Source organism: Dehalococcoides mccartyi (genome assembly GCF_001889305.1).
GTDB classification, from domain to species: domain Bacteria; phylum Chloroflexota; class Dehalococcoidia; order Dehalococcoidales; family Dehalococcoidaceae; genus Dehalococcoides; species Dehalococcoides mccartyi_A.
Map to the genome: position 1 here is coordinate 1,271,314 of NZ_CP013074.1, position 25,044 is coordinate 1,296,357.

General features: G+C 48.0%; 23 protein-coding genes and 1 tRNA gene. 8 read left to right on the forward strand and 16 right to left on the reverse strand.

What is annotated here, in order from left to right; all coding sequences use genetic code 11:
• The first annotated feature begins 101 nt into the window (after window positions 1-101).
• Window positions 102-2,612 (forward strand): diguanylate cyclase, encoded by a 2,511-nt coding sequence (locus tag ASJ33_RS07045; RefSeq protein WP_072555787.1) that lies wholly within the window; start codon window positions 102-104, stop codon window positions 2,610-2,612.
• A gap of 55 nt (window positions 2,613-2,667) precedes the next feature.
• Here the strand turns inward: ASJ33_RS07045 and nadC are convergent, their stop codons facing one another.
• The 5 genes from nadC to ASJ33_RS07070 form a co-directional block, all read right to left on the reverse strand.
• The gene (nadC, locus tag ASJ33_RS07050; protein ID WP_012882421.1) at window positions 2,668-3,528 is read right to left on the reverse strand and encodes a carboxylating nicotinate-nucleotide diphosphorylase; all 861 of its coding nucleotides are present in this window, start codon (window positions 3,526-3,528) and stop codon (window positions 2,668-2,670) included.
• Window position 3,529: 1 nt separating this feature from the next.
• Window positions 3,530-5,077: an L-aspartate oxidase gene (gene nadB / locus ASJ33_RS07055; RefSeq protein WP_023652689.1), complete on the reverse strand. Its 1,548-nt coding sequence runs from the start codon at window positions 5,075-5,077 to the stop codon at window positions 3,530-3,532.
• A 21-nt stretch (window positions 5,078-5,098) separates the two neighbouring features.
• Window positions 5,099-5,377, reverse strand: coding sequence for a preprotein translocase subunit YajC (gene yajC, locus ASJ33_RS07060; RefSeq protein WP_023652690.1), 279 nt, complete (start codon window positions 5,375-5,377; stop codon window positions 5,099-5,101).
• A gap of 10 nt (window positions 5,378-5,387) precedes the next feature.
• On the reverse strand, window positions 5,388-6,644 hold the full coding sequence (gene miaB / locus ASJ33_RS07065; RefSeq protein WP_023652691.1) for a tRNA (N6-isopentenyl adenosine(37)-C2)-methylthiotransferase MiaB: 1,257 nt from the start codon (window positions 6,642-6,644) through the stop codon (window positions 5,388-5,390).
• 100 nt (window positions 6,645-6,744) lie between these two features.
• Entirely contained in the window at window positions 6,745-7,089 is a 345-nt protein-coding gene (locus ASJ33_RS07070; RefSeq protein WP_023652692.1) for a hypothetical protein, read from the reverse strand.
• A gap of 232 nt (window positions 7,090-7,321) precedes the next feature.
• Here ASJ33_RS07070 and mscL point away from each other — a divergent pair, with 232 nt between their 5' ends.
• Window positions 7,322-7,795: a large conductance mechanosensitive channel protein MscL gene (gene mscL, locus ASJ33_RS07075; protein WP_023652693.1), complete on the forward strand. Its 474-nt coding sequence runs from the start codon at window positions 7,322-7,324 to the stop codon at window positions 7,793-7,795.
• Window positions 7,796-7,823: 28 nt separating this feature from the next.
• Here the strand turns inward: mscL and ASJ33_RS07080 are convergent.
• The 7 genes from ASJ33_RS07080 to ASJ33_RS07110 form a co-directional block, all read right to left on the reverse strand.
• Window positions 7,824-7,915, reverse strand: a tRNA-Ser gene (locus tag ASJ33_RS07080).
• Window positions 7,916-7,993: 78 nt separating this feature from the next.
• Window positions 7,994-8,806, reverse strand: coding sequence for a DNA-formamidopyrimidine glycosylase (mutM, locus tag ASJ33_RS07085; RefSeq protein ID WP_041331298.1), 813 nt, complete (start codon window positions 8,804-8,806; stop codon window positions 7,994-7,996).
• Window positions 8,799-9,422 carry a phosphatase PAP2 family protein gene (locus ASJ33_RS07090; protein WP_041331300.1) on the reverse strand — a complete coding sequence of 208 codons (624 nt, stop codon included), beginning with the start codon at window positions 9,420-9,422 and terminating at the stop codon, window positions 8,799-8,801. The genes mutM and ASJ33_RS07090 overlap by 8 nt, the downstream gene beginning before the upstream one ends.
• 8 nt (window positions 9,423-9,430) lie before the next feature.
• The gene (gene polA / locus ASJ33_RS07095) at window positions 9,431-12,142 is read right to left on the reverse strand and encodes a DNA polymerase I (protein WP_041331302.1); all 2,712 of its coding nucleotides are present in this window, start codon (window positions 12,140-12,142) and stop codon (window positions 9,431-9,433) included.
• A gap of 66 nt (window positions 12,143-12,208) precedes the next feature.
• Window positions 12,209-12,643, reverse strand: a complete 435-nt coding sequence (locus ASJ33_RS07100) for a rhodanese-like domain-containing protein (protein WP_023652697.1) — start codon at window positions 12,641-12,643, stop codon at window positions 12,209-12,211.
• Window positions 12,644-12,647: 4 nt separating this feature from the next.
• Window positions 12,648-13,226 (reverse strand): hypothetical protein, encoded by a 579-nt coding sequence (locus ASJ33_RS07105; protein WP_023652698.1) that lies wholly within the window; start codon window positions 13,224-13,226, stop codon window positions 12,648-12,650.
• A 52-nt stretch (window positions 13,227-13,278) separates the two neighbouring features.
• The gene (locus tag ASJ33_RS07110; protein ID WP_023652699.1) at window positions 13,279-13,506 is read right to left on the reverse strand and encodes a hypothetical protein; all 228 of its coding nucleotides are present in this window, start codon (window positions 13,504-13,506) and stop codon (window positions 13,279-13,281) included.
• A gap of 241 nt (window positions 13,507-13,747) precedes the next feature.
• Here ASJ33_RS07110 and argF point away from each other — a divergent pair, with 241 nt between their 5' ends.
• Genes argF through ASJ33_RS07130 form a run of 4 tightly spaced genes read left to right on the forward strand, consistent with a single transcriptional unit; the run spans window position 13,748 to window position 17,797 of the window.
• Window positions 13,748-14,683: an ornithine carbamoyltransferase gene (gene argF / locus ASJ33_RS07115; protein ID WP_041331304.1), complete on the forward strand. Its 936-nt coding sequence runs from the start codon at window positions 13,748-13,750 to the stop codon at window positions 14,681-14,683.
• Between the two features lie 16 nt (window positions 14,684-14,699).
• Entirely contained in the window at window positions 14,700-16,025 is a 1,326-nt protein-coding gene (gene der / locus ASJ33_RS07120; RefSeq protein ID WP_041331306.1) for a ribosome biogenesis GTPase Der, read from the forward strand.
• Entirely contained in the window at window positions 16,019-16,669 is a 651-nt protein-coding gene (plsY, locus tag ASJ33_RS07125; RefSeq protein WP_041331308.1) for a glycerol-3-phosphate 1-O-acyltransferase PlsY, read from the forward strand. The genes der and plsY overlap by 7 nt, the downstream gene beginning before the upstream one ends.
• 48 nt (window positions 16,670-16,717) lie before the next feature.
• Window positions 16,718-17,797 carry an NAD(P)H-dependent glycerol-3-phosphate dehydrogenase gene (locus ASJ33_RS07130; protein WP_041331310.1) on the forward strand — a complete coding sequence of 360 codons (1,080 nt, stop codon included), beginning with the start codon at window positions 16,718-16,720 and terminating at the stop codon, window positions 17,795-17,797.
• Between the two features lie 14 nt (window positions 17,798-17,811).
• Here the strand turns inward: ASJ33_RS07130 and dnaJ are convergent, their stop codons facing one another.
• From dnaJ to hrcA, 4 genes are all read right to left on the reverse strand, one after another.
• The gene (gene dnaJ / locus ASJ33_RS07135) at window positions 17,812-18,882 is read right to left on the reverse strand and encodes a molecular chaperone DnaJ (RefSeq protein ID WP_041331312.1); all 1,071 of its coding nucleotides are present in this window, start codon (window positions 18,880-18,882) and stop codon (window positions 17,812-17,814) included.
• Window positions 18,883-19,033: 151 nt separating this feature from the next.
• Window positions 19,034-20,944: a molecular chaperone DnaK gene (dnaK, locus tag ASJ33_RS07140; RefSeq protein WP_023652705.1), complete on the reverse strand. Its 1,911-nt coding sequence runs from the start codon at window positions 20,942-20,944 to the stop codon at window positions 19,034-19,036.
• 35 nt (window positions 20,945-20,979) lie between these two features.
• Window positions 20,980-21,543 (reverse strand): nucleotide exchange factor GrpE, encoded by a 564-nt coding sequence (locus ASJ33_RS07145; protein WP_041331313.1) that lies wholly within the window; start codon window positions 21,541-21,543, stop codon window positions 20,980-20,982.
• Between the two features lie 49 nt (window positions 21,544-21,592).
• On the reverse strand, window positions 21,593-22,630 hold the full coding sequence (gene hrcA / locus ASJ33_RS07150; RefSeq protein ID WP_041331315.1) for a heat-inducible transcriptional repressor HrcA: 1,038 nt from the start codon (window positions 22,628-22,630) through the stop codon (window positions 21,593-21,595).
• Between the two features lie 166 nt (window positions 22,631-22,796).
• Here hrcA and ASJ33_RS07155 point away from each other — a divergent pair, with 166 nt between their 5' ends.
• Complete coding sequence (locus ASJ33_RS07155; protein ID WP_041331317.1) at window positions 22,797-23,429, forward strand: MBL fold metallo-hydrolase; 633 nt, start codon at window positions 22,797-22,799, stop codon at window positions 23,427-23,429.
• A 41-nt stretch (window positions 23,430-23,470) separates the two neighbouring features.
• Window positions 23,471-25,000: a caspase family protein gene (locus ASJ33_RS07160; protein WP_041331319.1), complete on the forward strand. Its 1,530-nt coding sequence runs from the start codon at window positions 23,471-23,473 to the stop codon at window positions 24,998-25,000.
• Window positions 25,001-25,044 lie beyond the last annotated feature (44 nt).

Here is a 25,044-nt window from a genome sequence, read left to right on the forward strand (position 1 = left end):
TCCGTATTTGACAACAACCTACTTGTACTTCATAATGGCTCAATACAAGCTTAATTCTTGACTATGCACCCGGATATTACGGGTAATAAAGAGGCATTTTCGTGACTATCTGGGCTCTGGTACCGCTTGTAACCAGTATTGCATATATAGTGCTGCTGGCCGTCGTTCTGCTTTCAAAACGGCAGCCTATCACCAGAGTTTTCTCTGTTTTCTTAGGCGCAGCCGCTTTCTGGAGTTTCACCTCTTTCATGCTCCATATTGACGCCCCGCCGGAACAAACCCTTTTCTGGCACACCCTGCTGAATATCGCTCTGTTTGCCGCCATGCTTATGTACTACCAGTTCATCCGCGCCTATACCAACCGCAGAGGCAAACTTTTTCTGATAATAGGCTACCTAGCACTGGCGCTGGATATTTTCTTTAACCTCACCGGGCGGCTGGTTACATCCGCTTATATAGAGGACAATGTTGTTTACCACACAATAACCCCTATATTTTATGCCGTTTTTATATTTGCTTTATTATTCATTGGGGTAATTATTTACCATCTGGTGCAGAAATACCGCCAGTCTACAGACCCGGCTGAACGCAACCGCACCCTGTACCTGGTATTGGGATGGGTAATCGTAGTACTCTCAAGTTATACCAATTTAAGTAGCAACCCCAAAATCTACGGGCTCCCTCTTGATCATGTGGGTAACTTTATAAATGCGGGAATTATTGTTTACGCCATTACCCAATACCGTTTGATTGACATCAAACTAATAGCCCGCAAAACCCTTACTTACGTGCTTCTGTTCTTTTCCATGATAGCCATATACGCAGGTGCTTTGTTTATAGCTACGCGGATATTCCCGGCGGAAGAAATATCCACTATTATCCTTATGGCAACCCTGATTGTACTGATACTGGCTATGACAGCCCGTCCTTTAAGAGCATTTATCGAAAAACGCATAGACCAGCTGTTTTACCAGGAAACCTATGAATCCCGTCTGGCACTTATGGGCTTTTCACGCAAGATGGGCAATATTCTTAATCTGGAAGAATTGGCAAAATCACTGCTGCCTGACTTGGCCAAATCTCTAAATGTAAATAAAACCGCTTTGCTTTTCCCGGATGTTGCCAGCGGTGAATTTTCACTGCAATATATTCACCCCGCAGACGAGCACCTTAAAACCCAGTTTAAACTAGCTTCGGATAACCCTGTCATTGCCTGGCTGGATAAAAACAATGCCCAGCTCTACCTGAATAAACTGGACAGCCTGCCTGAACTGAAAGGCCTGTGGCAGATAGAGAAAGAACAACTTCAGAAATCAGAAATGGGGCTGCTGTACCCCATTAAAAGCCGTGAAAAGCTGATAGGCATTATCGGACTGGGAAATAAAAAACGGGGAGGCATATACTCCACCGAAGATTTAGACCTGCTGATAAGTGTGGCCAATCAGGCCGGTATCATAATAGAAAATGCCCAGCTCTATACTCAGGCTACTATCCGCGCCAATACCGATGAGCTTACCCGCCTCTACAATCACCGCCACTTCCATGAACGCATAGAACAGGAAATTGCCCGCGGTTCACGCTTTGGCAACACCTTCTCCTTGATACTGCTGGACCTTGACCTGTTTAAGGTCTACAATGACGTATACGGCCATCTGGCAGGTGACCAACTGCTCCGCAGGCTGGGTAAAATACTGGAAAACTCCATCCGTTCTATTGATATGGCTTTCCGATACGGCGGCGAGGAATTTGCCATCATGCTGCCCGGCACCAAGATTGAAGACGCTTACCATGTAGCTGAACGTATCCGCAAAAATATTGAATCCAAATCTTCTTTCCGTGATATGCCCATAACCGCTTCTTTGGGTATGGCTAACTGGCCCAATGACGGGGTAATGAAAGAGGAGATTATAGCCAAAGCCGATGCTGCTCTGTACCGTTCAAAAGAGACCGGACGAAACCGCACCAGCCTTCCCGCTGACCTTAATAACAACCCCACTCAGGTAATCAGCTCTGAGCTGGAAGCCCGCCCCAAAGCCATGTCTATTATCTATGCTCTGGCAGCTACAGTTGATGCCAAAGACCACTATACCTACGGGCATTCGCGCAAGGTTAGTGAATATGCAGTGGCACTAGCAGAGATATTAAAACTGTCTGAGGAAAAAGTGGAAAACATACGGGCGGCAGGCCTGTTGCATGACATTGGTAAAATAGGTGTGCCGGACCATATCCTGACTAAGCCGTCTGCATTGGATGACGAGGAATGGGAACCTATCAAGACTCACCCCGAACTGGGTGTGGAAATATTAAAACGGATAATGGATTTGGTGAACTGTTTGCCGGCTATACTCCATCACCACGAACACTTTGACGGCAGCGGGTATCCGTTTGGACTCAAGGGAGAGAACATACCTCTGGAAGCCAGGATACTCAGCATTGCAGACGCCTATGATGCAGTTACCTCGCCACGCCCCTACCGTACGCAACTTCATACTGAGCAAGCTATCGCCGAACTAAAACGTTGTGCCGGCTCTCAGTTTGACCCGGAGCTGGTGGATATATTCTGTCATGTCATAAAACCAGAAGACCACCCCCAGCTGAAAGCCTCACCGTAAACCGGCACTTGGGAATTCTGTACCCCGTATTCTTTTTAAGCGCTAATCTAAGCTATTATTCATTTGCCTGCTGTTGAATGGGAAATTCCAAACTGAAATCCAGCGCTGGAGCAGAATGAGTCAAAGCCCCCACTGAAATAACATCTACCCCGGTCATAGCCACTTCGCGTATATTATCCAGTGTAATATTGCCCGAAGCTTCTATTTTAATGCTCTCCGGTATGATATCAACCGCTTTTTTCATATCTGCAACGCTCATATTGTCCAGCAAGATAGAGTTCGGCGCACCCTCCACGGCCTGGGCTACCTGTTCCAGTGTATTTACTTCTACAGTCACCGGCAATTTGCTTTTATTGGTTTTTGCTTTCTCAATAGCTTCTTTGATACCGATACCCTTAGCAGACAAAGCCATCAGGTGATTGTCCTTTATAAGTACTCCGCAAGCCAAATCAGGCCTGTTACTTTTGCCGCCTGCGGCATACACGGCATATTTTTCCAGTATACGCATACCGGGTATAGTCTTACGGGTATCTGCCAGAGATACATTCAAACCTTCCACCTTGGATATGTATTTTGCGGTCAGAGAGGCAATACCGCTCAGGTGGGTAAGGAAATTCAGAGCGGTACGCTCACACTTTAGTATGTTTATCACTCTGCCGTTAAGCACCATGACAACATCTCCGGCTTTTACCTTCTTGCCGTCTTCTACCAGTATTTCAATTTCCATGGTGGGATCATGTTTTACAAACACAATCTTGGCTACTTCAGCTCCTGCCATTATTCCATCTTGTTTGGCAATTATAATAGCCCGCCCTGCTAAAGAAGACGGGATAAGTGTTTCAGTGGTAACATCACCCCGGGCAAAATCTTCGTCACAGGCATTGTCAATAATTTTCTCAATTTGAGACTGGGACATGTTAATCCTCCTTAATAAAGACTATATGTTTTTCCCACTCGGGCTGGTGGTCGGGAAAATCTGTACGGTAATGCGCTCCGCGGCTCTCCTGTCTGAGCAGGGCTGATTCTACCATAAGCCTTCCAGCCAGAATAAGGTTTGCCAGCTCTATTCCTTTGCGATTGGAAACGTCACCCAGACTGTATTGCCAGCCTGAAAGAATCTCCTGAGCTTTCGCCAAACCGGCATAGCTTCTTATTATACCAGAGTCTTCCCAGAGAAGCTCCTGGAGTGCCGGTATTGAAGGTTCAGGCAGATTGCGTACATATTTCCCCCACCCCAGCAGGCGTTTGGTCAATTGGGGAATAGGTGCCAGCATTTCAGGCTGGTTTTCACCTGCACTGTATTCTATAATCCGCCTCCCGAAAACCAATACTTCCAAAAGCGAATTTGAAGCCAACCGGTTTGCCCCGTGAACACCGGTGCAAGCTACTTCGCCGCAGGCAAAAAGCCCCTTGATATTGGTTTCTCCCCAGCTATTCACCTTTACCCCGCCTATCATGTAATGGGCAGCCGGGGAAACAGGTATAGCCTCACGGGTAATATCCAGTCCATGGTCCAGACAAAAACGGTATATCTGGGGGAAGCGGCTGCTTACTTTGTGGGAAGGCAGGTGAGTTACATCCAGATAAACGTGGTCAGATTTGGTTTTAAGCATTTCAAGGTGAATACTGCGGGCTACCACATCTCTTGGGGCAAGTTCGGACTGGGAGGAATATTCTGGCATAAAACGTTTGCCTTCTATATTCCGTAAAATTCCGCCTTCACCTCTGACTGCCTCGGAAATAAGAAACGGGGCAACCCCAGGCAGGTGAATGGCAGTAGGGTGAAACTGGTAAAACTCCATGTCCTTTATTTCTGCCCCTGCCCGAAAAGCCAAAGCTACCCCATCTGCGGTGGCAACCTCCGGGTTGGTGGTAAAGCTGAAAAGCTGTCCTGCACCACCGGTTGCCAGTATTACAAAACGGCACTGGTAGTGCTGTATGGCACCGGTATTGGTATCCAGTGTTGCCACACCCTTGATACGGCCGTTTTCCACAATCAGCTCTTTGGCCAGAGTATCTTCCAAAACCTCAATCTGGGTAGTGCGCACCCAGTTGTTCAGGGTAATTTCAATGTGTTTACCGGTGGCGTCTCCCCCGGCATGAAGGATACGGGGGCGGCTGTGGGCAGCTTCCAGCGTAAGAGATATTTCGCCGTTTACACTATCAAAAGGCACTCCCAGATAAACTAGCTCGGCGATACGCTGGGGGGCTTCTTCAGCCAGCAAGCGCACCATCTCACGGTCACACAAACCATCTCCGGCTATCAGGGTATCTTCAAAATGCAAACGTGGAGAATCATCCGGGCCGATGGCGGCGGCTATGCCGCCCTGAGCATGGCGGGTATTGCAGTCTTGTATCTTGCCCTTGGTGACCAGCAAAACACTTCCCCGCCCGCGCGCCAGCAAAGCGGTATATAAACCGGCAATACCGCTGCCAATAATTATATAGTCGTAGCTGGAACTCAAAATATTCCCGTCCTGGGGATTTTACTTTTTATCTTCGGGGGTTTTCTTGTAGCCGATAGCACCTCTGGAAACCTTGAGCAGAGTGCCTGATTCCACTTTGATAATTACACTGTCTTCAGCTACAGATTCTATCACTCCGTGAATACCGCCTATGGTAATAACGCCATCCCCCTTTACCAGTGAAGACATAAGATTGGCATGATCCTTCTGGCGCTGGCGCTGCGGCCTGATGATAAGAAAATAGAACATACCAAAGAAAAGTGCCAGTAAAACAAACATCGTAATAGTCTGCTGATCCATATTTTCTCCTTTAACTTTCCAGTATATTTACCAGCTTTGCCTGCAAAGACCAGGGGCTGGCTTTAAATATCTTTACACTTATGAGACATCCTTCAAGCGGCTGGTCGCTTTCCAGAAATACCAGTTTACCACCTAAAGTGCGTCCCTGCCACTTATTCTTTTGCCTGCCCTCCACCAGCACCTCGGCAAAGGTATCTACAAGGGCAGCATTTGCTTTGGAAACTGTTTCTTTCTGCAAGTCTTCTATAAGCTTCAGGCGGCGTTTTTTCTCGGCAACCGGTACATTATCCGCCATATCACGGGCAGCTACAGTTTGGGGGCGGGGCGAATATGCAGCCACATGGATAGCGTCATAACCGATATCTGACATAAGTTTATAGCTTTGGTCAAACTGTTCCGCAGTCTCAGACGGGAAGCCCACTATCAAATCTGTCTGCAGGCTGATATCCGGCATGGCGGTTTTCAGACGCCCCACCAGTTCTCGGTACTGTTCGCTGGTATATCCCCGCCGCATAGCCGCCAGAATAGTATCAGCGCCTGCCTGCACCGGTAAACTCAGAGAGTGGCATACTTTGGGCAGGTTGGCCATAGCATCTATAAGTTTCTGGCTGATATCCTTGGGGTGGCTGGTTAAAAAACGTATCCGGAGTAAACCCGGTATGTCATGAAGGGCATGAAGCAAATCTGCCAGACAGGGCTTTTCAGGCAGGTCATGCCCGTAGGAATCAACATTCTGCCCCAGCAGCACCACCTCACGGCTACCCCTCCTGACCAATTCGGCCGCTTCACAGTAAATTTCGGCTATGGTACGGCTTTTTTCCCGCCCGCGGCGGTAAGGCACAACACAGTAAGTACAAAAATTATTGCACCCCTGCATAATAGTCACGCTGGCACTTACCGGCGGCTTAAGCGGCAGAATAAACCCTTGCGGAATTTCATGCCAATCAGGTATACTGCCCGGTTCGAAAATATAATCTATAAACGGAAACTTTTTACGAATGGAAGAGATATCCTGCCCCACCAGGCAACCAGTCAGAGCTATTTTCAAGCGGGAATTTTTATCCTTCAGTTTACGTAACAGATGCAGACGGTTAATCACCTTGTTTTCGGCATGCTCGCGGACAACACAACTGTTTACCAGTACCAATTCGGCATCTTCAGCCTTATCTGCCGGGGAGTAGCCCCACAACTCAAAAAGCCTGCCCAAGCGCTCGGATTCGGCCTGATTCATCTGACAGCCAATAGTCCACAAATAGTAACCGGGCATAAGCAAAATATCTCCGCATCCAGATTAAACTAAATATAGATTATACCCTAATACGAAGCAATATCATAAATATCCATACAGAATATCACAGGAGTCTGGCCTAGATACGGTTGCGGTAAGCCGTAATCAAACTGGCAGCGAATACAATTATCCCCAAACCCCAAAAAAACGGGTTGAAAGCCAAGCCGACTACTGAAAAAATATATCCCATAAAAAACAGAGCAGAACCTACTGCCGCTCTGGCATTCAGGTTATTTTTAAGAACCAGAAAAAAACTTGTCCCCAATACCAATCCGGTTATCAAATATTCTATCCCTACCGAAATATCCGCATCGGTAAACAGCTTAAAAAAAGCCATAAGAGTGAATAAGACGGAAGCTACCCCAAGTAGTACAAGCCATACCCTGAATAATTTTTGGTCCAGAGTAGTGTTTCCTTCAGTCATAAAATTCTCCTTATGGCCATTGCGGGCCGTATTTTTGCCTGAGCGGCACTTCCCGTTTGCCTCTAAACCGAATACCGGTAAACAGACCTGTTATCTCAAGTAGTGTATAAACCGGCATACCGGTCTGTCAATGCCACTCAGGCAAACTGGGCGGTACTTTTATCTTTTTGGGTCTTGTATTTGCACCTCTGGCGGTATTAGTATGCTATCAAACCGGACGATGGGAGGAAATATGTTTAAAGAATTTAAAACATTCATTATGCGCGGCAATGTAGTGGATTTGGCGGTAGGTATAGTAATAGGTGCAGCCTTCGGGGCAATTGTCAACTCACTGGTAAAGGATGTTTTAATGCCTCCTGTCGGGTTACTATTAGGCAATGTTGATTTCAGCAATCTGTTTATAGTTCTTAAAGAAGGTGCCGCCAGCGGACCATATGAATCACTGCTGGTTGCCCAAACCGCCGGAGCAGTAACAATAAACTACGGGGTATTTATTAACGCGCTTATCAACTTTCTGATACTGGCTGCTGCTATTTTCTTTTTTATAGTCAGGCCGCTGAACCAGCTGGCCGCCCGCCAGAAAAGCAAAGATGCCGCCGCCCCTGCTCAAACAGATACCAAAGATTGCCCTTACTGCGCTACCCGCATACCCTTGAAAGCCAAGAAATGCCCATACTGCACATCAGAGCTGAAACAGACAGGATGAAAAAACAGCAGGGGATACAGAAAACTGGTGGCGGAGGGGGAGGGATTCGAACCCTCGACCCCGGTTTCCCGGGGCAAGCGCTTAGCAGGCGCCCGCACTAGACCACTATGCGACCCCCCCAGTGTCTAAACAAGAAGATAATATAGCATAAGAGCCCATTTGATACAACCAAAAGCCGCTTTTAAACAAGCTTGCGTATTATGATTGGCAATGAGGACAGAAGTAGCAGGCCCGTTGGCGTATCAGCTGGCGGGTTATAGGTGCACCACACTCAGGGCAAACCTCACCCCGGCGGTGGGCAACGTTAAACTCCAGCTGGGCGCCTCCCTTTGAGCCGTCAGGACGGTGATAAGTGCTGACACTTGCCCCCTTGTTCTGTATAGCTTTATGTAAAACTGACTGGATTGCCGAATGGAGTTTTGTTACCTCTGCTTCGCTCAGGCTGTCAGCCGGGCGGAGCGGGTTCAGACAGGCTTTAAACAAAGCTTCGTCCGCATACATATTGCCCACCCCTGCCAGCACCTTCTGGTCAAGGAGAACGGCCTTGATAGGTCCTTTACGCCCCGAAAGACGCTTACCAAGCACCTCCGGGGTAAAATCCTCTTCCAGAGGTTCAGGTCCCAGTTTTTCCAGAATAGTGTCCAGACTGGTAAGTAAGTTTATCCGCCCGAATTTGCGTATGTCTGTGAAGTATACCTGCTCTCCATTTTCCAAATGAAAGACCGCTCTGGTGAAACGGGGAAACTGTTCAGTCTCAGCCTTGACTGCCGTCAGCCCGCCGCTCATCTTCAAATGCACACTGATAAACAGCCCGCCGCTTAAGCTGATGATAATATACTTACCGCGGCGGCTAAGCCCGGTTACCTGCAAACCTGAGACCAGTTTGTTAAACTCGGTTTCAGGCGGGCAGAGCGTTTTTGCCCACAACGCTTCCATGCGGGTTATCTTTTTGCCCAGCAAATGGGGCATTATTTCGTTTTTTACCGTTTCCACTTCAGGCAGTTCAGGCATGATTTACTCCTTTGGTTAATTTGTGCTTCAGATAGGTCAGCCCTATTCCCAGCACTGCCCCCGAAAGCAGGTATGCCCCCAGCACATCACTTGGCCAGTGGGCATTTAAATATACTCTGGAAATACCCATAAAGACTACCGGCACAAGGCAAAGCAGCCGGAGTATAAACCTGAGTACAGGGCGGCGGATAAATTTGGGTATGATAAAAAATATCACCCCGTAACAGGCCAGAGCATAAGCGGTATGGCCTGAGGGGAAACTGGTGCCGCCGTCTTCCAGACTGCCGGGACGGGGGCGGTCAATAAGCCATTTGAATATATACACCACAAAAGCGGCAATGCCAGGCACCAGCGCACAGATTACGGACTGTAAACGGTAGCCTTTGCACCACAGCCAGATTACCGCCGCCCCCGGCGGAATAATCCAGACCGGAAAACTGCCCAGGCAGGAAATAAATTCCATAAATCCGTCAAAACCGGGCAGTGAAATATCTTGAATAAACCCTGAGATAGATGAATCCGCGGCTAAAACCGGGTTTAAAAATACCAGCCAGGCCAGCAGGATAAACACACCCAGCAGTATCAGATACGGCAGGTAATCACGCAGTTTTGCCAAGTCCGGTTTTACTCCATATCTCCCCAGTTAGCCCCGGATTTAAGCTCAACCTTGAGCGGTATTTCAAAGGCAACTGCACCTGACATGGTTTCTACAAGCAAATCACTCATCCGCCCAAGCTCTGCTGTGGGTACTTCAAATATAAGCTCATCATGCACCTGAAGCAGCAGGCGGCTTTTCAGCTTTTCTTCCTTAAGCTTTTCGTCCAGCCGGACCATAGCCAGCTTGATAATGTCAGCAGATGTTCCCTGTACCGGCATATTGATAGCCATACGCTCGGCTGATTCACGCAAAATACGGTTGGGTGAATTGATTTCCGGTATATAGCGGCGTCTGCCCAGCAGGGTTTCCACATAACCCTGAGTACGCACCTGCTGCTTAATCTCCGAGAAATAAACAGCCACCCGCGGATATTTTTCAAAATAGGCTTTTATAAACTTGTCAGCTTCTTCCAGCGAAAGCTCGGTAGCCTGTTCCAACCCGTAGCTGCTCATGCCGTATATCACCCCGAAATTTACGGTTTTAGCCAAGCGGCGTTGTTCTTTAGTCACTTTGGACGGGGATACATTCAGCAATCTGGCAGCGGTCGCAGTGTGAATATCCTGGTCACTCTGGAAAGCCTCTATCAGGGCGGGGTCTTGGGAAAGATGGGCCAGCACCCTGAGGTCTATTTGGGAATAATCTCCCGCCAGCAGCACTGTGCCCGGAGGCGCAATAAATGCCCGCCGTATCTCCCTGCCCATTTCCCCCCTGACAGGTATGTTTTGCAGATTAGGCTCGGAAGAAGATAACCTGCCGGTAGCTGTACGGGTCTGGTTGAAACTGGTATGCAGCCGCCGGGTATGCGGGTTTACCATACGCGGCAAGGTATCCAGATAGGTAGATTTCAGCTTTACCAGCATACGGTATTCCAGTATCAGGTCTACAATACGGTGCTTGCCCTTCAGCTCTTCAAGCACCTCTGCCCCGGTGGAATAGCCAGTTTTGGTCTTTTTGATAACCGGCAGTTTCAGTTCGTCAAAGAGTATCCGCCCCAGCTGCTGGGGGGAACCTATGTTAAAGCTATGCCCTGCCTGGGCATAGATATCTTCTTCCAGTTTAAATATCTGCCTGCCTGTCTTTTCAGCCATAGCCTTCAGCAAATCTGTATCCAGCATAATGCCGGTGCGTTCCATACCCAGCAGAATGGGCAAAAGGGGCATTTCCACCCTGGCAAATAAATCCATCAGCTTGGTTTCGGCAAGCTGGGCGGCAAAGATACCTTTGAGGCGGAAAGTGTAATCAGCCGCAAGCTGGGCTGCTTCTGAAAGCTGAACCTCGCTGAAAATGGTTTTTTTGCCGTTTCGGGTCAGTATATTTTCAATATCCGCAATCTCTATGCCGAAATGCTCAAAGATAAGATCTTTGATAGCCAGATTTTTTTCACCCAGCAGATGGGCGGCAATCATGGTATCAAAATCCAGCCCTTTTACTTCTTGCCCGGCAGATAAAAGCAAATTCATAAGGTACTTGGCGTTATGGGCGGTTTTACATATTTTTTCATCACCAAGCAGAGCTGCCAAGCCGGAATGCCCTTCGGTGGTAAACATCTGCCCTTCTGAAGCACTGCCGATAAACTCAGCGGGTACAAAACAAGCATCACCCGCCGCACTTGAAAGTGCCAGTGCCGTCAGGCGGGCATCCATAGCTTCTTCGGGAGTACCCGAAACCGCCAGCGCCAGCTCTTTGGCATTTGCCAGGCGTTTAACGATGCTGTCTATATTTTGGCTGTCTGCCACCGTATAGCGGGTTTCAATCTTTGGAGCGGCAGCGAACATATCCGGCGTACCCTGAAGCTGGTTTTCCCCTCCCGGCAGGCGGTCAATCAGCCTGAAAAACTCCAGCTCGCGGAATAGGTCTACCACTTTCTGGCGGTTATAGTGCTCTGCCCGGCATTCCTCAATACTGAAATCAAGCGGCAAATCACGCACGATAGTTGTCAGTATTTTACTGTCACGGGCTACTTCGGCATTGTCTGCCAGCTTTTTCTGAAGACCGGGCGGGCTTATTTTATCCAGATTTTTATAAATATCTTCTATGCCGCCATACTCTTCTATAAGTTTCTGGGCGGTTTTCGGGCCTATGCCGGGTACTCCAGGGATATTGTCAGACGGGTCACCCATAAGGGCTTTGTAATCTGCAATATGCTCCGGCCCCAAACCGTATTTTGCCCTTACCGCCGCCTCGTCATACAAACTGGTGCTGGCAAAAGAACCTGCCGGACCGGGATACAAAATGCGGATATCCGGCCCGACCAGCTGCATGGAATCTGCGTCTCCGGAGGCTATAATAACCTCCATACCTGCGGCAGCGGCTCTGGTTGCCAGCGTACCCAGCACATCATCAGCCTCAAAGCCGCTCTGTTCGTATACCGGCATATTAAAAGCATCTACAATCTGGCGTACCCGCCCCAGCTGGCTGACCAGTTCGTCAGGCATAGGCGGACGCTGGGCTTTGTAATCTTTGAACATTTCATGGCGGAAGGTTGGGCCTTTTCTGTCAAAGGATATGGCGTAACAATCCGGTTTAAGGTCTGTTAAGACTTTAATCAGTATGGAGGCGAAACCAAAAGCGGCACCCACTACTTCACCTGTTTTGCGGATTGCAAGCGGAGGAAGTACATGATACGCGCGGTGGACCAGATTAGTACCGTCAAAGAGGACTATTACAGGTTTATTCATAAACACATTATAGCAGATGAGACCAAAAGAGGTTCAGGTATTTTAGCCACTGTGAAGAAGCCTGAGCTAGGTTTCCAGCTGCAGTCCGCCGGATATCCAGACGTTTATGCCACCCTGCATGTTATATATGCTGGTAAAACTGTTCTCCAGCATAAGCTGGGCAGCAGATATAGAGCGGTTGCCTGAACGGCAGTAAACCAGGTAAGTTTTATTTTTATCCAGCAGGAAAAGCGAATTTTCAAAGGAAGCGTAATAATCCAGATTTACCGCACCCAGAATATGCCCCTGGGCATATTCGGATGGGGTACGCACATCCAGAATGACAAAGTCCGCAGAGCCGGAATTCTGGTCTATAAGGGCTTTGGCTTCGGCAACAGATATATTCTGTACAGCGGGCAGATTTACATCATCAACAGGAGAACCGGTAGCACAGCCTGTCAAAATCCCGGTACATACCAGCATAAATGCCAACAAGGCGGTTAAACCACGTTTGAAAGACACAGAGCTAAACACCGATAAAATTAGGCTGGAGCTTAACCCCGGAATAACCTGCCATAGTCTGCAAACAGGTTTCTTCCCGTTGGGTAATCCAGGTAGATACGCTTGTCAGCCCGAAATCAGACAACTGGCAGAAAGTAACCATAAGCTCATTGCAATAGCCGTAATAACGTGAAGAACGGTTGTCAAAGCTGACATTTCCCGTATCTGCCATCTGCTCTATTAAAGTGCGCAGTTTCAGGCGATTATAATAGGCCGCCCGCATTCCCGCCAGCATACCTTCGAAAAAAAGCTGAGCACGGAAGTTTATCATCTGACCTTCATTATTGAAAACCACATCAAAAGAGCCTCCGGTAGCACCGGATTCCTTAAACTGAAAAACCTTCTGTTCATAACCTATGGGCAAAGGAGGAGTAAGCTCAGGCAAGCGGATTTCAGGTGCTTCGGTAATGTCGGTCAGGCTTTTACCGCCGAAACGGCGGATTATATCCTGAGGAGACTGAAAGGTGCTGTAATCACCCAAAATTTCTGACACGATTGTCAGGTAAGACAGTGATTCTTTCGGGTCATACTGACGCAGTCTCATACTTCCTCCATGCATACTTGAGTAAAGCTAATTGAAACAGGTGTAAAATGTATCAAACTGATACGCTTGTCTTTTCCATCTCCCTGGGATATTCGGTAACCACCAATATCAATCGGATAACTATACGGAGCGGAATAACAATAAGAACCCGCCATTTATTAAATAAGCGGACACTTCTTACGCACATTTCACGGGCAAGTCCTTGAGACTTGTCCCGCAGATGAACAACGGGGATTATAAACTTATCTTCTGTCATAGTTGCTGCAAGTGATAGATACATTATAATACCCCTTGTGAACAGGGTGTCAAGTGTAACCCCATAGCCAAAGTCTGACAGTTACTTTAACGGTAAATACAACCGTTTTTTACAATTATTTCCCAGACACCCATGCTAATAATATATCATATATCAGTTGTTTGTATAAATATTCCTACAAACAACTCTAAGCCCTGACGGCTAAAGTATCCAGAAAAGTACTTTAATGCTATAATTAAATGTAATTATGTGCCGGAGGCTAAAAGTGAACACCAAGGATCTGCTCTCTATTTCAGACCTTTCCCCTGACGATATCGGGCGTCTTCTTTCAGATGCCGTTGAACTTAAAGCCAGGGGTTGGAATAACAGCCTCTCAGGCAAAACTTTGGCTCTGGTCTTTGAAAAACCGTCCCTGCGTACCCGTGTCAGCTTTGAGCTGGCTATGAAACAGCTGGGAGGGGAAGCACTGTATCTTTCACCGGCGGAAGTGGGCTTGGGCAAACGCGAACCCGTTGCTGATGTAGCCAGAGTTCTTTCCCGTTTTGTAGATGTTATCGCCTGCCGCACCTTCAGTCATGATACTCTGGTACAGCTGGCAAAATATGCGGATATACCCATCATCAATGCCCTTTCGGATTTGGAACACCCCTGCCAGGCGCTGGCGGATATCATGACCATTTACGAGAAAAAGGGCGAACTCAAGGGACTTAATCTGGCATATATAGGTGACGGCAATAACTGTGCCAACAGCCTTTTGCTGGCCTGCGCCATGACGGGTATAAACTGCCGTTTGGCTTCACCCGAAGGTTATCTGGTAGACAAGAACATATTTGCCAAGGCAAAAGCTTACGCAGAAGACAGCGGAGCTGAACTATACAGCGGAACAGACCTTAAGACCGCCCTCCGCGGGGCTGACGTAATCTATACAGATGTCTGGACCAGTATGGGGCAGGAAGCTGAATCTGAAAAACGTCTTAAGGATTTTGCGGGTTTTCAGGTTAATGCGAAGCTGGTTTCCCTGGCCGATAAAGACGCCATCATTATGCACCCTTTGCCGGCTCATTACGGCGAAGAGGTTGACCGTGAAATACTGGAATGCCCCCAGTCTGTTATTTTTGACCAGGCCGAAAACCGGCTGCATGCCCAAAAAGCTGTTTTAAGAGATATGCTGGGTGGATTGGAGATAGGCGGCAGGCACTAAGCTGCCGTGAAAATATATGAATAATACTACCCCTATTATTGCAATTGTGGGGCGGCAGAACGTGGGTAAATCCACTTTGCTTAACCGCCTTGCCCATAAGAATCTGGCTATTACTGAAGACCTGCCCGGTACTACCCGTGACCGCCTGTTTACTACCGTAAGCTGGTTGGACCGAAAGCTGATTATGGTGGATACCGGAGGGCTTGACCCGGATATTGAAAGCGTTATCGGCCAGCAGGTGAATATCCAGATAAGTCTGGCCATAAAAGAAGCTGACCTGGTACTTCTGGTAGTAGATGTAAAAACAGGTTTAGTTACATCTGACTACGAAATGGCAGATATTATCCGCCGTACCGGTAAACCGGTAATACTGGTTGCCAACAAGGCTGACAACCTGAAAATGGGACAGGATGCCGCTGAATTTTACAGTTTGGGTTTTGGCGAACCTTCGGTTATAAGCGCTTTCCATGGAAGCGGCATCTCAGACCTGATGGACCGGGTACTGGAAGAATTGCCTGACCAGCCTATTGCCAGCCCCGAAGAGGACAATTCAGTAAAGCTGGCACTTGTCGGAAGGACCAATGTAGGTAAATCCACCCTGCTTAATACCTTTCTGGGACAGGAACGCTCAATAGTAAGCAATATACCCGGTACTACCAGGGATGCTATTGACACACCCCTTGACTTTAATGGTACTAATGTGTTACTTATAGATACTGCAGGGATAAGACGCCGCGGCAAAGTTGAAAGCGGTGTTGAAAAATACAGTGTACTCAGAGCCCTGAAAGCCGTTGACCGGGCAGACGTAGTCCTGCTGGTTATGGATACTGAAGAACTGGTTACCGCTCAGGACACTCACATTGCCGGATATGTCCGGGATACCGCCAAAGGTATTATAATTATCCTGAATAAATGGGATCTGGGTAAAGGCCAGGACAAAGCTGAAGTGACGCAAACTATCCAGAGTAGATTTAAGTTTCTAGATTACGCTCCGATATTGTTTGTTTCAGGCAAAACAGGGCGTGATGTTGATACTATTATCCCCATGGCTCTGAAGGTACAGGAAGAACGCAGCAAGCGTATCCCCACCGCCAAGGTAAATAGCGTAGTTACCGAAGCTCTTTCCGCCCATACTCCGCCCCGTCAGGGAAAAACCCAGCTGAAAATCTTTTACGCTACCCAAGCGGAAATCAATCCGCCTTCTTTCGTATTTTTTGTCAACAATCCCAAACTGGTTCATTTTTCTTATGAACGTTTTATTGAAAACAGGCTCAGAGAGTCTTTCGGATTTTTCGGTACGCCTATCCGTTTAACTTTTAAAGCCCGAGGTGAAAAATGTTAATTGTCAAGCTGCTGCTTGTTGTTATAGTCAGTTATATCCTTGGTTCAATACCCTTCGGCTATCTGGTCAGCCACCGCGGTTCGAAAATAGATATCCGCAGTTTCGGCAGCGGACGCACCGGTGCTACCAATGTGCTGCGTACTATGGGCAGAAAAGCCGCTTTGCTGGTGGCCGCTTTGGATGTTATCAAAGGGGCTTCGGCTGTAGCTTTTGCAGGAATGGTTATCGGTACTGAAGCACTGGCTTTCGGCACCAACGGCATGGCCATATTATTTGCCCAGGTACTGGCCGGGCTGGCGGCAGTTGCCGGTCATATCTGGCCGGTATTCCTCAAATTCCGCGGCGGCCGCGGTGTGGCTACTTTCTTCGGAGGCATGATTGCCTTGTGTCCGGTAGCGGCCATATTCGGAGGCGAAGTGTTGATAATAGGCGCAGGGCTTTCCGGCTTTGCTTCCCTGGGTTCAATAACCGGGGTAGTCGGGGCGTATGCTTTACTGGTGCCCCTTACTCTTATCAGCGGATTTCCCACCGAATATATAATATACGCAGTGATAGGGTCACTTCTCATCACCATTATGCACCGCGATAATATTAAACGGCTGTTGGCGGGTAAAGAACGCAAGCTCAACGAAAAAGCCCGCTAAATACCCCTTGGCTAAAACCGATTCGGCATTAGAAAGCTTGGATTTTTCATGTCTAAAGTTTGTATTATAGGCACTACTACCTGGGGTATTACTCTGGGTACAGTTATAGCCCATAAAGGGCGTGAAGTAATGCTCTGGGCACGCACCGAGGACGAAGCCGCACTTCTTTCTGCCCAACGCCGCCCGGCTGACTTTTTGCCGGAAGATTACCGTTTCCCTGAATTTATGAACGTAACCGCCAATTTGGAAGATGCTATTACAGGTGCAGATATGATTCTGATGGCTGTACCTTCCCAGCGGATGCGTCCCAATATAAAGCTGGTTGCACCCCTGCTGACCAAAAACATGCTGGTCTGCAGTGCCGCCAAGGGGCTGGAAATAGGTACTGCCAAACGTATGAGTCAGGTAATTGCCGATGAGATTTCCCCGGATTTTGCTAAAAATATCTGCGTTCTTTCGGGCCCAAACCTGGCTATGGAAATATTAAAGGGGCTACCGGCTGTGACTGTACTGGCTGCAGATACCGAAAAATCAGCTAAAAAAGCCGCCAAGCTGGTAACCGCCAACAATTTCTGCGCCTACACCAATACCGATATAATAGGGGTGGAACTAGGCGGCTCACTTAAGAACATTATAGCTCTGGGAGCAGGCATAGTGGACGGGCTGAATTTCGGCAACAACGCCAAGAGTGCCCTGATTACCCGCGGGCTTACTGAGATTTCTGCATTGGGAGCGGCTTTGGGGGCTAACCCCCTGACTTTTTCGGGTCTGGCCGGGCTGGGTGACCTGATTGCCACCTGTTCCAGCAATCTCTCCCGCAACCATTTTGTGGGGGTGGAACTAACCAAAGGCCGCAGTCTGAATGACATTATGTACAGTATGAGTAATGTAGCTGAGGGTGTTTCTACTACTGCGGTAGCCTATGAACTGGCCCGTTCTATGGATTTGGAAATGCCGGTAACCGAAAACATATATGATGTGCTCTACAATAATGCAGACCCGAAGGAAGCCGCCAGAAAGCTTATGGATGCCCAAGCTACCCATGAGTTGGCAGGACGAAAATGGAACCTGTTTAAAATGTTCAGAAAACGCAGAGCCCGCAAAACACCCGAACTTAACCCTGATTAAGAGTTAAAATCCGGCTACTTTTTATCCTCGGCAAAAGACTTCTCCAACTCTTCAAAGAGCTGCTTCTGTTTGCGGCTAAGCTTCTCGGGGGTAACAACGTTCAGGTGAACCATCTCGTCACCGCTGCCAAAGCGATTCAAATGGGGAATACCCTTGCCCTTCAGGACAAAGTATTTGCCATTTTGGCTGCCAGGGGGTATTTTCAGCTTGTGCTCCGTATTAAGACCCGGCACATTTACTTCAGTGCCCAAAGCCGCTTGGGCAAAATTTATCTTAAGTTCATAAACAACATCATCACCGTCACGTTTGAAATCCGTATGCTCGGCAATGCTTACGTTTATATACACATCTCCTGCTGAAGCGCCCTTGTCACCTACACCACCGTAACCATTAAGGCGTATTTGGTTTCCGTCTGCCACGCCGGCGGGTATTTTTACCTGAACAGTCCGTTTGACATATTCTTTACCGGTACCCCGGCATTTAGCACAGGGTTCGCCGATTATAGTACCCTCGCCACGGCATTTAGGACAGGGAGTTACACTGGTGAAACGCCCGAAAACACTCTTTTGCACCTGATATACCTGCCCTGTACCATTACAATTAGTACATTTTACAGGCGAAGTGCCGGCTTTGGCACCGGTACCGCTGCACTCGGTACAATATTCAAGTCTTTCGGTAGTAATTTCTTTTTCAACACCGGTTGCGGCTTCCTCAAGACTTATCTGTATATCATAGGACATGTCAGGCCCGCGGCGGGGACCACGTTTGGCACCCTGAGTAGCACCGCCAAAAAAGGTTTCAAAAATACTGCCTAAACCGCCAAAATCAAAGTTTTCAAAGCCGCCCTGTCCAAAAGCATCTGCTCCGGCACTAAACCCAAACCGATCATAAGCCGCCCGTTTTTCGGGATTGGAAAGAACCTCGTAGGCTTCATTTACTTCTTTGAATTTTTCGGCAGCACCCTCTTCGTGATTACGGTCAGGATGATGCTTCATAGCCATCTTGCGGAAGGCTTTTTTTATATCTTCGTCAGAAGCACTGCGTTCAATACCCAGTACCTCGTAATAATCTCTTTTATTAACCATAATTTGTCATTATAACCTAAATTTTCGTTTTATAAAAATAAACCAACTTAAACAGTGCCAAATTTTATTTGCCGGAAAACTGCCAAATAAAGGCGGGAGGGGGCATCAAACCCCCTCCCAGAGGCCGCAGAACCAAATTCCCGGCCTTTATTTAGACTTCGCGGAATTCTCCCTCTACTGTGCCTTCATCGTCAGCCTTTTTGCCTTCTGCTGAGGGTTCTTCCTGAGCAGAAGCACCCTCTTGCTGCTTACCATAAACAGCGCTGCCAACACTCTGAAGAGCGGTGGAAAGTTCCTGAGTGGTCTTCTTTATTGCTTCCACATCGGTACCCTGAAGGGCAGTGCGAACGGCCGCTATCTTGCTTTCCAGTTCGGTATTCAGCTCCGCCGGTATCTTGTCCTTGTTGTCACGCAGGGTCTTTTCGGCATTGTAAGCTAGATTATCCGCCACATTACGGGCTTCTATCTCTTCCTTGCGTTTATTATCCTCAGCGGCATGAGCTTCCGCCTCGCGAGTCATCTTTTCGACTTCTTCCTTGGAAAGGCCTGAAGAAGCGGTGATAGTTATCTTCTGTTCACGCCCAGTGCCTTTATCTTTGGCTTTGACGGAGAGTATACCGTTTGCATCAATGTCAAAGGTCACTTCAATCTGGGGGACGCCGCGGGGGGCGGGTAAAATACCATCCAGCATAAAGCGACCCAGAGTGCGGTTATCTGCCGCCATGGGGCGTTCACCCTGCAGGACATGGATTTCCACGCTGGGCTGGTTATCAGCCGCGGTAGAAAACACCTGGCTCTTGGAAGTGGGGATGGTGGTGTTGCGGGTAATGAGGGAAGTGGAAACACCGCCAAGTGTCTCAATGCCCAGAGTCAGGGGGATAACATCCAGCAGGAGTACATCACTTACTTCACCCTTAAGCACACCGGCCTGAATGGCAGCACCGATAGCTACCACCTCATCAGGGTTTACACCCTTGTTAGGTTCTTTGCCGAAAAACTCTTTGACCTTCTGCTGTACCAGCGGCATACGGGTTTGTCCGCCCACCAGAATAACTTCATTGATTTCTGAGGCAGTTTTGCCCGAATCTTTCAAAGCCTGACGGCAGGGCTCAAGGCTCTTGTCAACAAGATCCATTACCATCTGTTCCAGCTTTGCACGGGTAAGAATAATATTAAGGTGCTTGGGCCCCGAAGCATCTGCTGTGATAAAGGGCAGATTTATTTCTGTCTGCTGAACAGTAGAAAGCTCTATCTTGGCCTTTTCAGCCGCCTCTTTCAGACGCTGCAAAGCAGTCTTGTCTTTGGAAAGATCAATGCCCTGGTCTTTTTTATATTCAGCTATCAGCCAGTCAATAATCTTCTGGTCAAAGTCATCACCGCCCAGGTGAGTGTCACCAGCAGTGGATTTTACCTGGAAAGTGCCTTCGCCCAGTTCCAGTATGGAAATATCAAACGTACCGCCGCCCAAATCATAAACGGCGATAGTTTCGTCTTTCTTCTTATCCAGACCGTAGGCCAAAGCAGCAGCAGTGGGTTCGTTTATAATCCGCAGAACTTTAAGTCCAGCAATAGCCCCAGCATCCTTGGTTGCCTGACGTTGGGCATCGTTGAAGTAAGCCGGTACGGTAATAACCGCTTCGGTTACCTTTTCACCCAAATAAGCTTCCGCATCTGATTTTAGTTTCTGCAAAATCATGGCGGAAACTTCGGGGGGGCTGAAATCCTTGTCACCCATAACTACCCGGACTTCGTTATTATTACCCTGAATAACCTTGTAAGGTTTGCGTTTGGCATCTGCCTCCACCGGCAATTCACGCCCGGCGGGTTCGCCCCATTTGCGTCCCATAAAACGCTTGATGGAATAAACAGTGTTTTCAGGATTTAAAATAGCCTGATTTTTAGCCTGACGGCCAACAATGCGTTCGCCGTTTTTATTTATCGCCACTACCGAAGGAATAAGGGTGCTGCCTTCGGCAGAAGGAATAACTACCGGCTCGCCGCCCTGCATGACGGCAACTTCGCTGTTTGTAGTACCAAGATCTATACCAACTACTTTACCCATTTAATTTTTCGTCCTCCTTGTTTATTTAAAGAAATTTATCTCATATCCGAATCAGACCGGCAGGGCTGGTTTCCGTTCCCCACCACTACCAGCGAGGTTCTGAGTATCCTATCTCCCACTGTATACCCCCGGCGGGCTTCATGAAGAATAATTCCTTCCGGTCCGTCTTCACAGGCAACTGCTTCGTGTAAACGGGAATCAAACGGCTCACCGGCCGCCGGAATAGCCTTGACCCCCTGATTATCCAGAATAGCTTGAAACTTACGTACTATCAGATCAAGCCCTTCAATAAAAGGCTGGCCGGCAATATCAGCGGGAACAGATGTCAATGCCCGTTCCAAATCATCCAGTACCGGCAGTACCAGCATAAAGGCATTTCCTCTGGCCATATCGCTCTGGATATTTCTTTCCTGTTCTATATACCTCTTGTAGTTAACAAATTCGGCTCTGGCCCTTTTCAAACTGTCCAGATATTCTTCTGAACGTTTCTTTTCCTCTGCCAACTGGGCATTCAGATTTTCCGCTTGGGAATCAGATTTAGCCTGATTATCTTCAGGGTGTTCACTTCCTTCTTTATCGTGCATTTTTCTATCTGTCATAATACCTTCCTAAATTGAAATAAAAATGCATTACGCACCAAAGGCGATTTTATTCATCCTTGTCAACAGGTGCTTTACCGTAAAGCTCGGCAACCAGAGTGCTCATAACCAGAGACAAATAACTGACCGCTGACAATGCTCTTTCATAGGCCATACGGGTAGGCCCTATCACTCCAATAGTACCCACTGCTTCGTCCGGTATACCGTACTGGCTGACTATCAGACTGTAATCACGTATCTCAGCAGAAGCATTTTCTTGCCCGATGTATACCTGCACGCCCCGGTTAAAAGGTGCAGGCGGTGCAATCATCTTGGAAAGCTTTTTCTGCTCAAGCAGCTGCATTATCTCCTGAACCCTTTGGTTCTGGTGGAATTCGGGTTGTTCAAGCATATAGTGCAACCCGTCAAAAAACGGCTCACGGCTTTCCTGCTCGTCTTCACCCCGCATCATCTTTACCAGACTGTCCCTGACTTTGAGTTCATCAGGGTTAAGATTAAAAAGCTTTTGCTCTATCTGGAAACGGGTCAAGCCAGCGTAGGCATCATTCAAGCGGTTGGATATAAGCGTAAGCTCGGGCTGGGAAACAGTATCCTCAAAGTTTATAAGCTGCTGCTTTACCTTGGCGCCGCGCAGTATCAACACTACCAGCACCAGATTATCCTGCAGGCTGACCAGCTCAATATGATGCACTTTGCCCTGTGTCTGGCGAGGCATGGTGACAACAGCCATGCTCTGTACACGCTGTGAAAGGACTGCTACCGTCAGGTTCAGCCATTCTTCCATCTCTTTTTCAACCTGATGAAAAAGGTGGCGGATAAGAAACTTGTCATTGGTGGGCAGTTCCACATCTTTCAGGGATTCCACGTAATAACGATATCCCTTGTCAGCCGGTATACTGCCGGCAGAGTGATGGGGACGGAGAATATACCCCTCGGTTTCCAGCCGGACTACCTCATTCCGTATAGTGGCAGAACAAATATCCAGACCGCAATCTTCCAGTATGGAAGATGACGAAACCGGCACCGCTTTGGTTATGTACTGCCTTACTATAGAACGCAGTATTATCTCTGCCCGTGATGTTAGCACTCTTGCTACCTCGTTAGCACTCTGTTGGTTAGTTTGCTAATACAGGTATAATTTAGCATGACTGCCAATTGGCTGTCAAGGGTAAAAATGACACCCTGAGGTAAATTATAATAAACCGGCCAGCTTCAATTGACCCTCTGAAAGGGGTCTGATATAATTCAGCCATATGGAAATTAAATGGTTAGGTCACTCGTGCTTCCGCCTTAAAGGCAAAAATACTACTGTAATTACTGATCCGTTTCCCCCGAATCTGGGGTATGCGATGGGCAAACAGAGTGCTGAGGTAGTTACTGTAAGCCATGCCCATACCAATCATTCGTTTACCTCAGCTATTGACGGTAATCCCCGCATTGTCAGCGGACCCGGTGAATATGAAATCGGAGATGTCATCATTCTGGGTCTTTCCACCTTTCACGATGACTCCAAAGGCAGTGAACTGGGTAAAAACACTGTTTACCAAATGGAGATAGACGACCTGTCCATCTGCCATCTGGGAGATATCGGCCAGGGGCTGACTGACAGCCAGATTGAAGAGCTGGGACGGGTGGATATACTCCTTCTGCCGGTTGGCGGCGGAAATGCCATCAGCCCAGGTAAGGCCGCCGAAATCATGCGAAAACTGGAGCCGTCCATTGTTATCCCAATGCACTTTCAGAGTGATTTATCAACCAGCTCCCTTTTGCCGATAGGCCAGTTTCTAAAGGAAATAGGGTTAAACAGTCTTGAACCCCAAGCAAAGCTGAATATAACCAGAGGCAATTTGCCTGTTACCACCCAGGTTATGTTACTGCAGCCATAAACACCCGGAAACCAAGAACTGTGCGGGAGAATAAGCGCTGAATGCACTACCTGAAACGGGTTACCATTTCCCTTATTCTGGCTCTGGGTCTTACCGCAGGGCTTCTTCCCCAAACACCGCTTGCGGCTGCCTCCTCACATGAATACTGGGCGGTAGTAGTAGGCATATCCGATTACCAGAGAATTACAGATGTAATAGGCCTGGCTAACGGCGCCCAGAAATTTGCTGATTCTCTCAAGGAAGCCTGGGGTGATGACCACGTAACGCTGCTGACCAACAGCAACGCAGACAAACACTCTATAAAGTCAGCCCTGGACTGGATGATAAACCAGGAAGATGACAATGATACGGTGGTCTTTTTCTTTGCCGGACACGGCGACAGCCATTCATATATAGCCCCTTATGATGCTTATTACGCCTCGGAGTGGATTTCCAGCCAGGAGCTTTCAAACTGGCTTTTGCCGCTGGAGTCTCACTATCAGGCTGTGATACTGGAATCCTGCTACTCAGCCAGCTTTGCAGATGATTTAAACCAGCCAGGGCGTATAATCCTGTATTCTTCACTTGCTGCGGAAGTTTCCTGGGCGGATGGAGACAGCGGGCTTTTTTCCGGATATATAAATGACGGACTAAGCTATATACCCAATGCAGATATAAACAGCGATAACATCATATCTCTGGAAGAGCTTTTTTACTACGCTCAGCCACGTACTACAGACGAATCCCGAATAACTTCCTCTCTTCAGCACCCGTTCCTGTCGGATGGAATAGGCGGAGAGCTCAGCCTTATCGGCAAACTACTATTAACGACCTCCATACCTATATCAGGCAACTATAACTATCTAATAGTAGACGGCAGAACCTATTCACTCAGCACCACACAATTTAACTTTACCCCTGGCACAACTCATGAAGTTACCGCTTTAAATATAGAAACCTTTCCTGGTATCCGTTATTTCTTTAAAAACTGGGCGGATGGAATTACTTCAGCCAGCCGCTCATTTACCAGCGGTGCAAACCTGCAAGCGGTTTATTCGCGCCAGTATCTTTTAACCATAGACTCCCCTACTTCAGCGGTTACCGGCGGTGGCTGGTATGACCAAAACACATTTGCCAATCTTTCCGCCCCGAATATTGAAGAGGGCGGCATACGCTATATATTTACCGGCTGGAGCGGAGATATTACCGGGCCTTTTGAAAGCACCCGCCTTGTGATGGATAAACCAAAGACAGTCAAAGCCAATTACGACACCGAATACCGGCTTTTGCTATCTTCGCCCTACGGCACACCTGACGGCGGAGGATGGTATGCCGCAGGCAGCACTGTAAAGCTAAGTGCACCCTCAGCACAAGGGTTTTTAATCCGCCAGGTATTTGAAAGCTGGAGCGGGGATTACACCGGTACAGATGCAAGTGCAGTCATCACCCTTAGCAAACCAATGAACATAACCGCCAATTTCAAAGCAGACTATACTTTCCTGTATATTGCCGTTGGATTAGGGGCAGTCATGATAATCTGGCTGATACTGGCAATATCCAAACGCCGCAAGAACTATTACAATACTATCTGACAAACTATTCCCCGTGTTTGAGAAAAGGACAGCTTAAAGCCCGC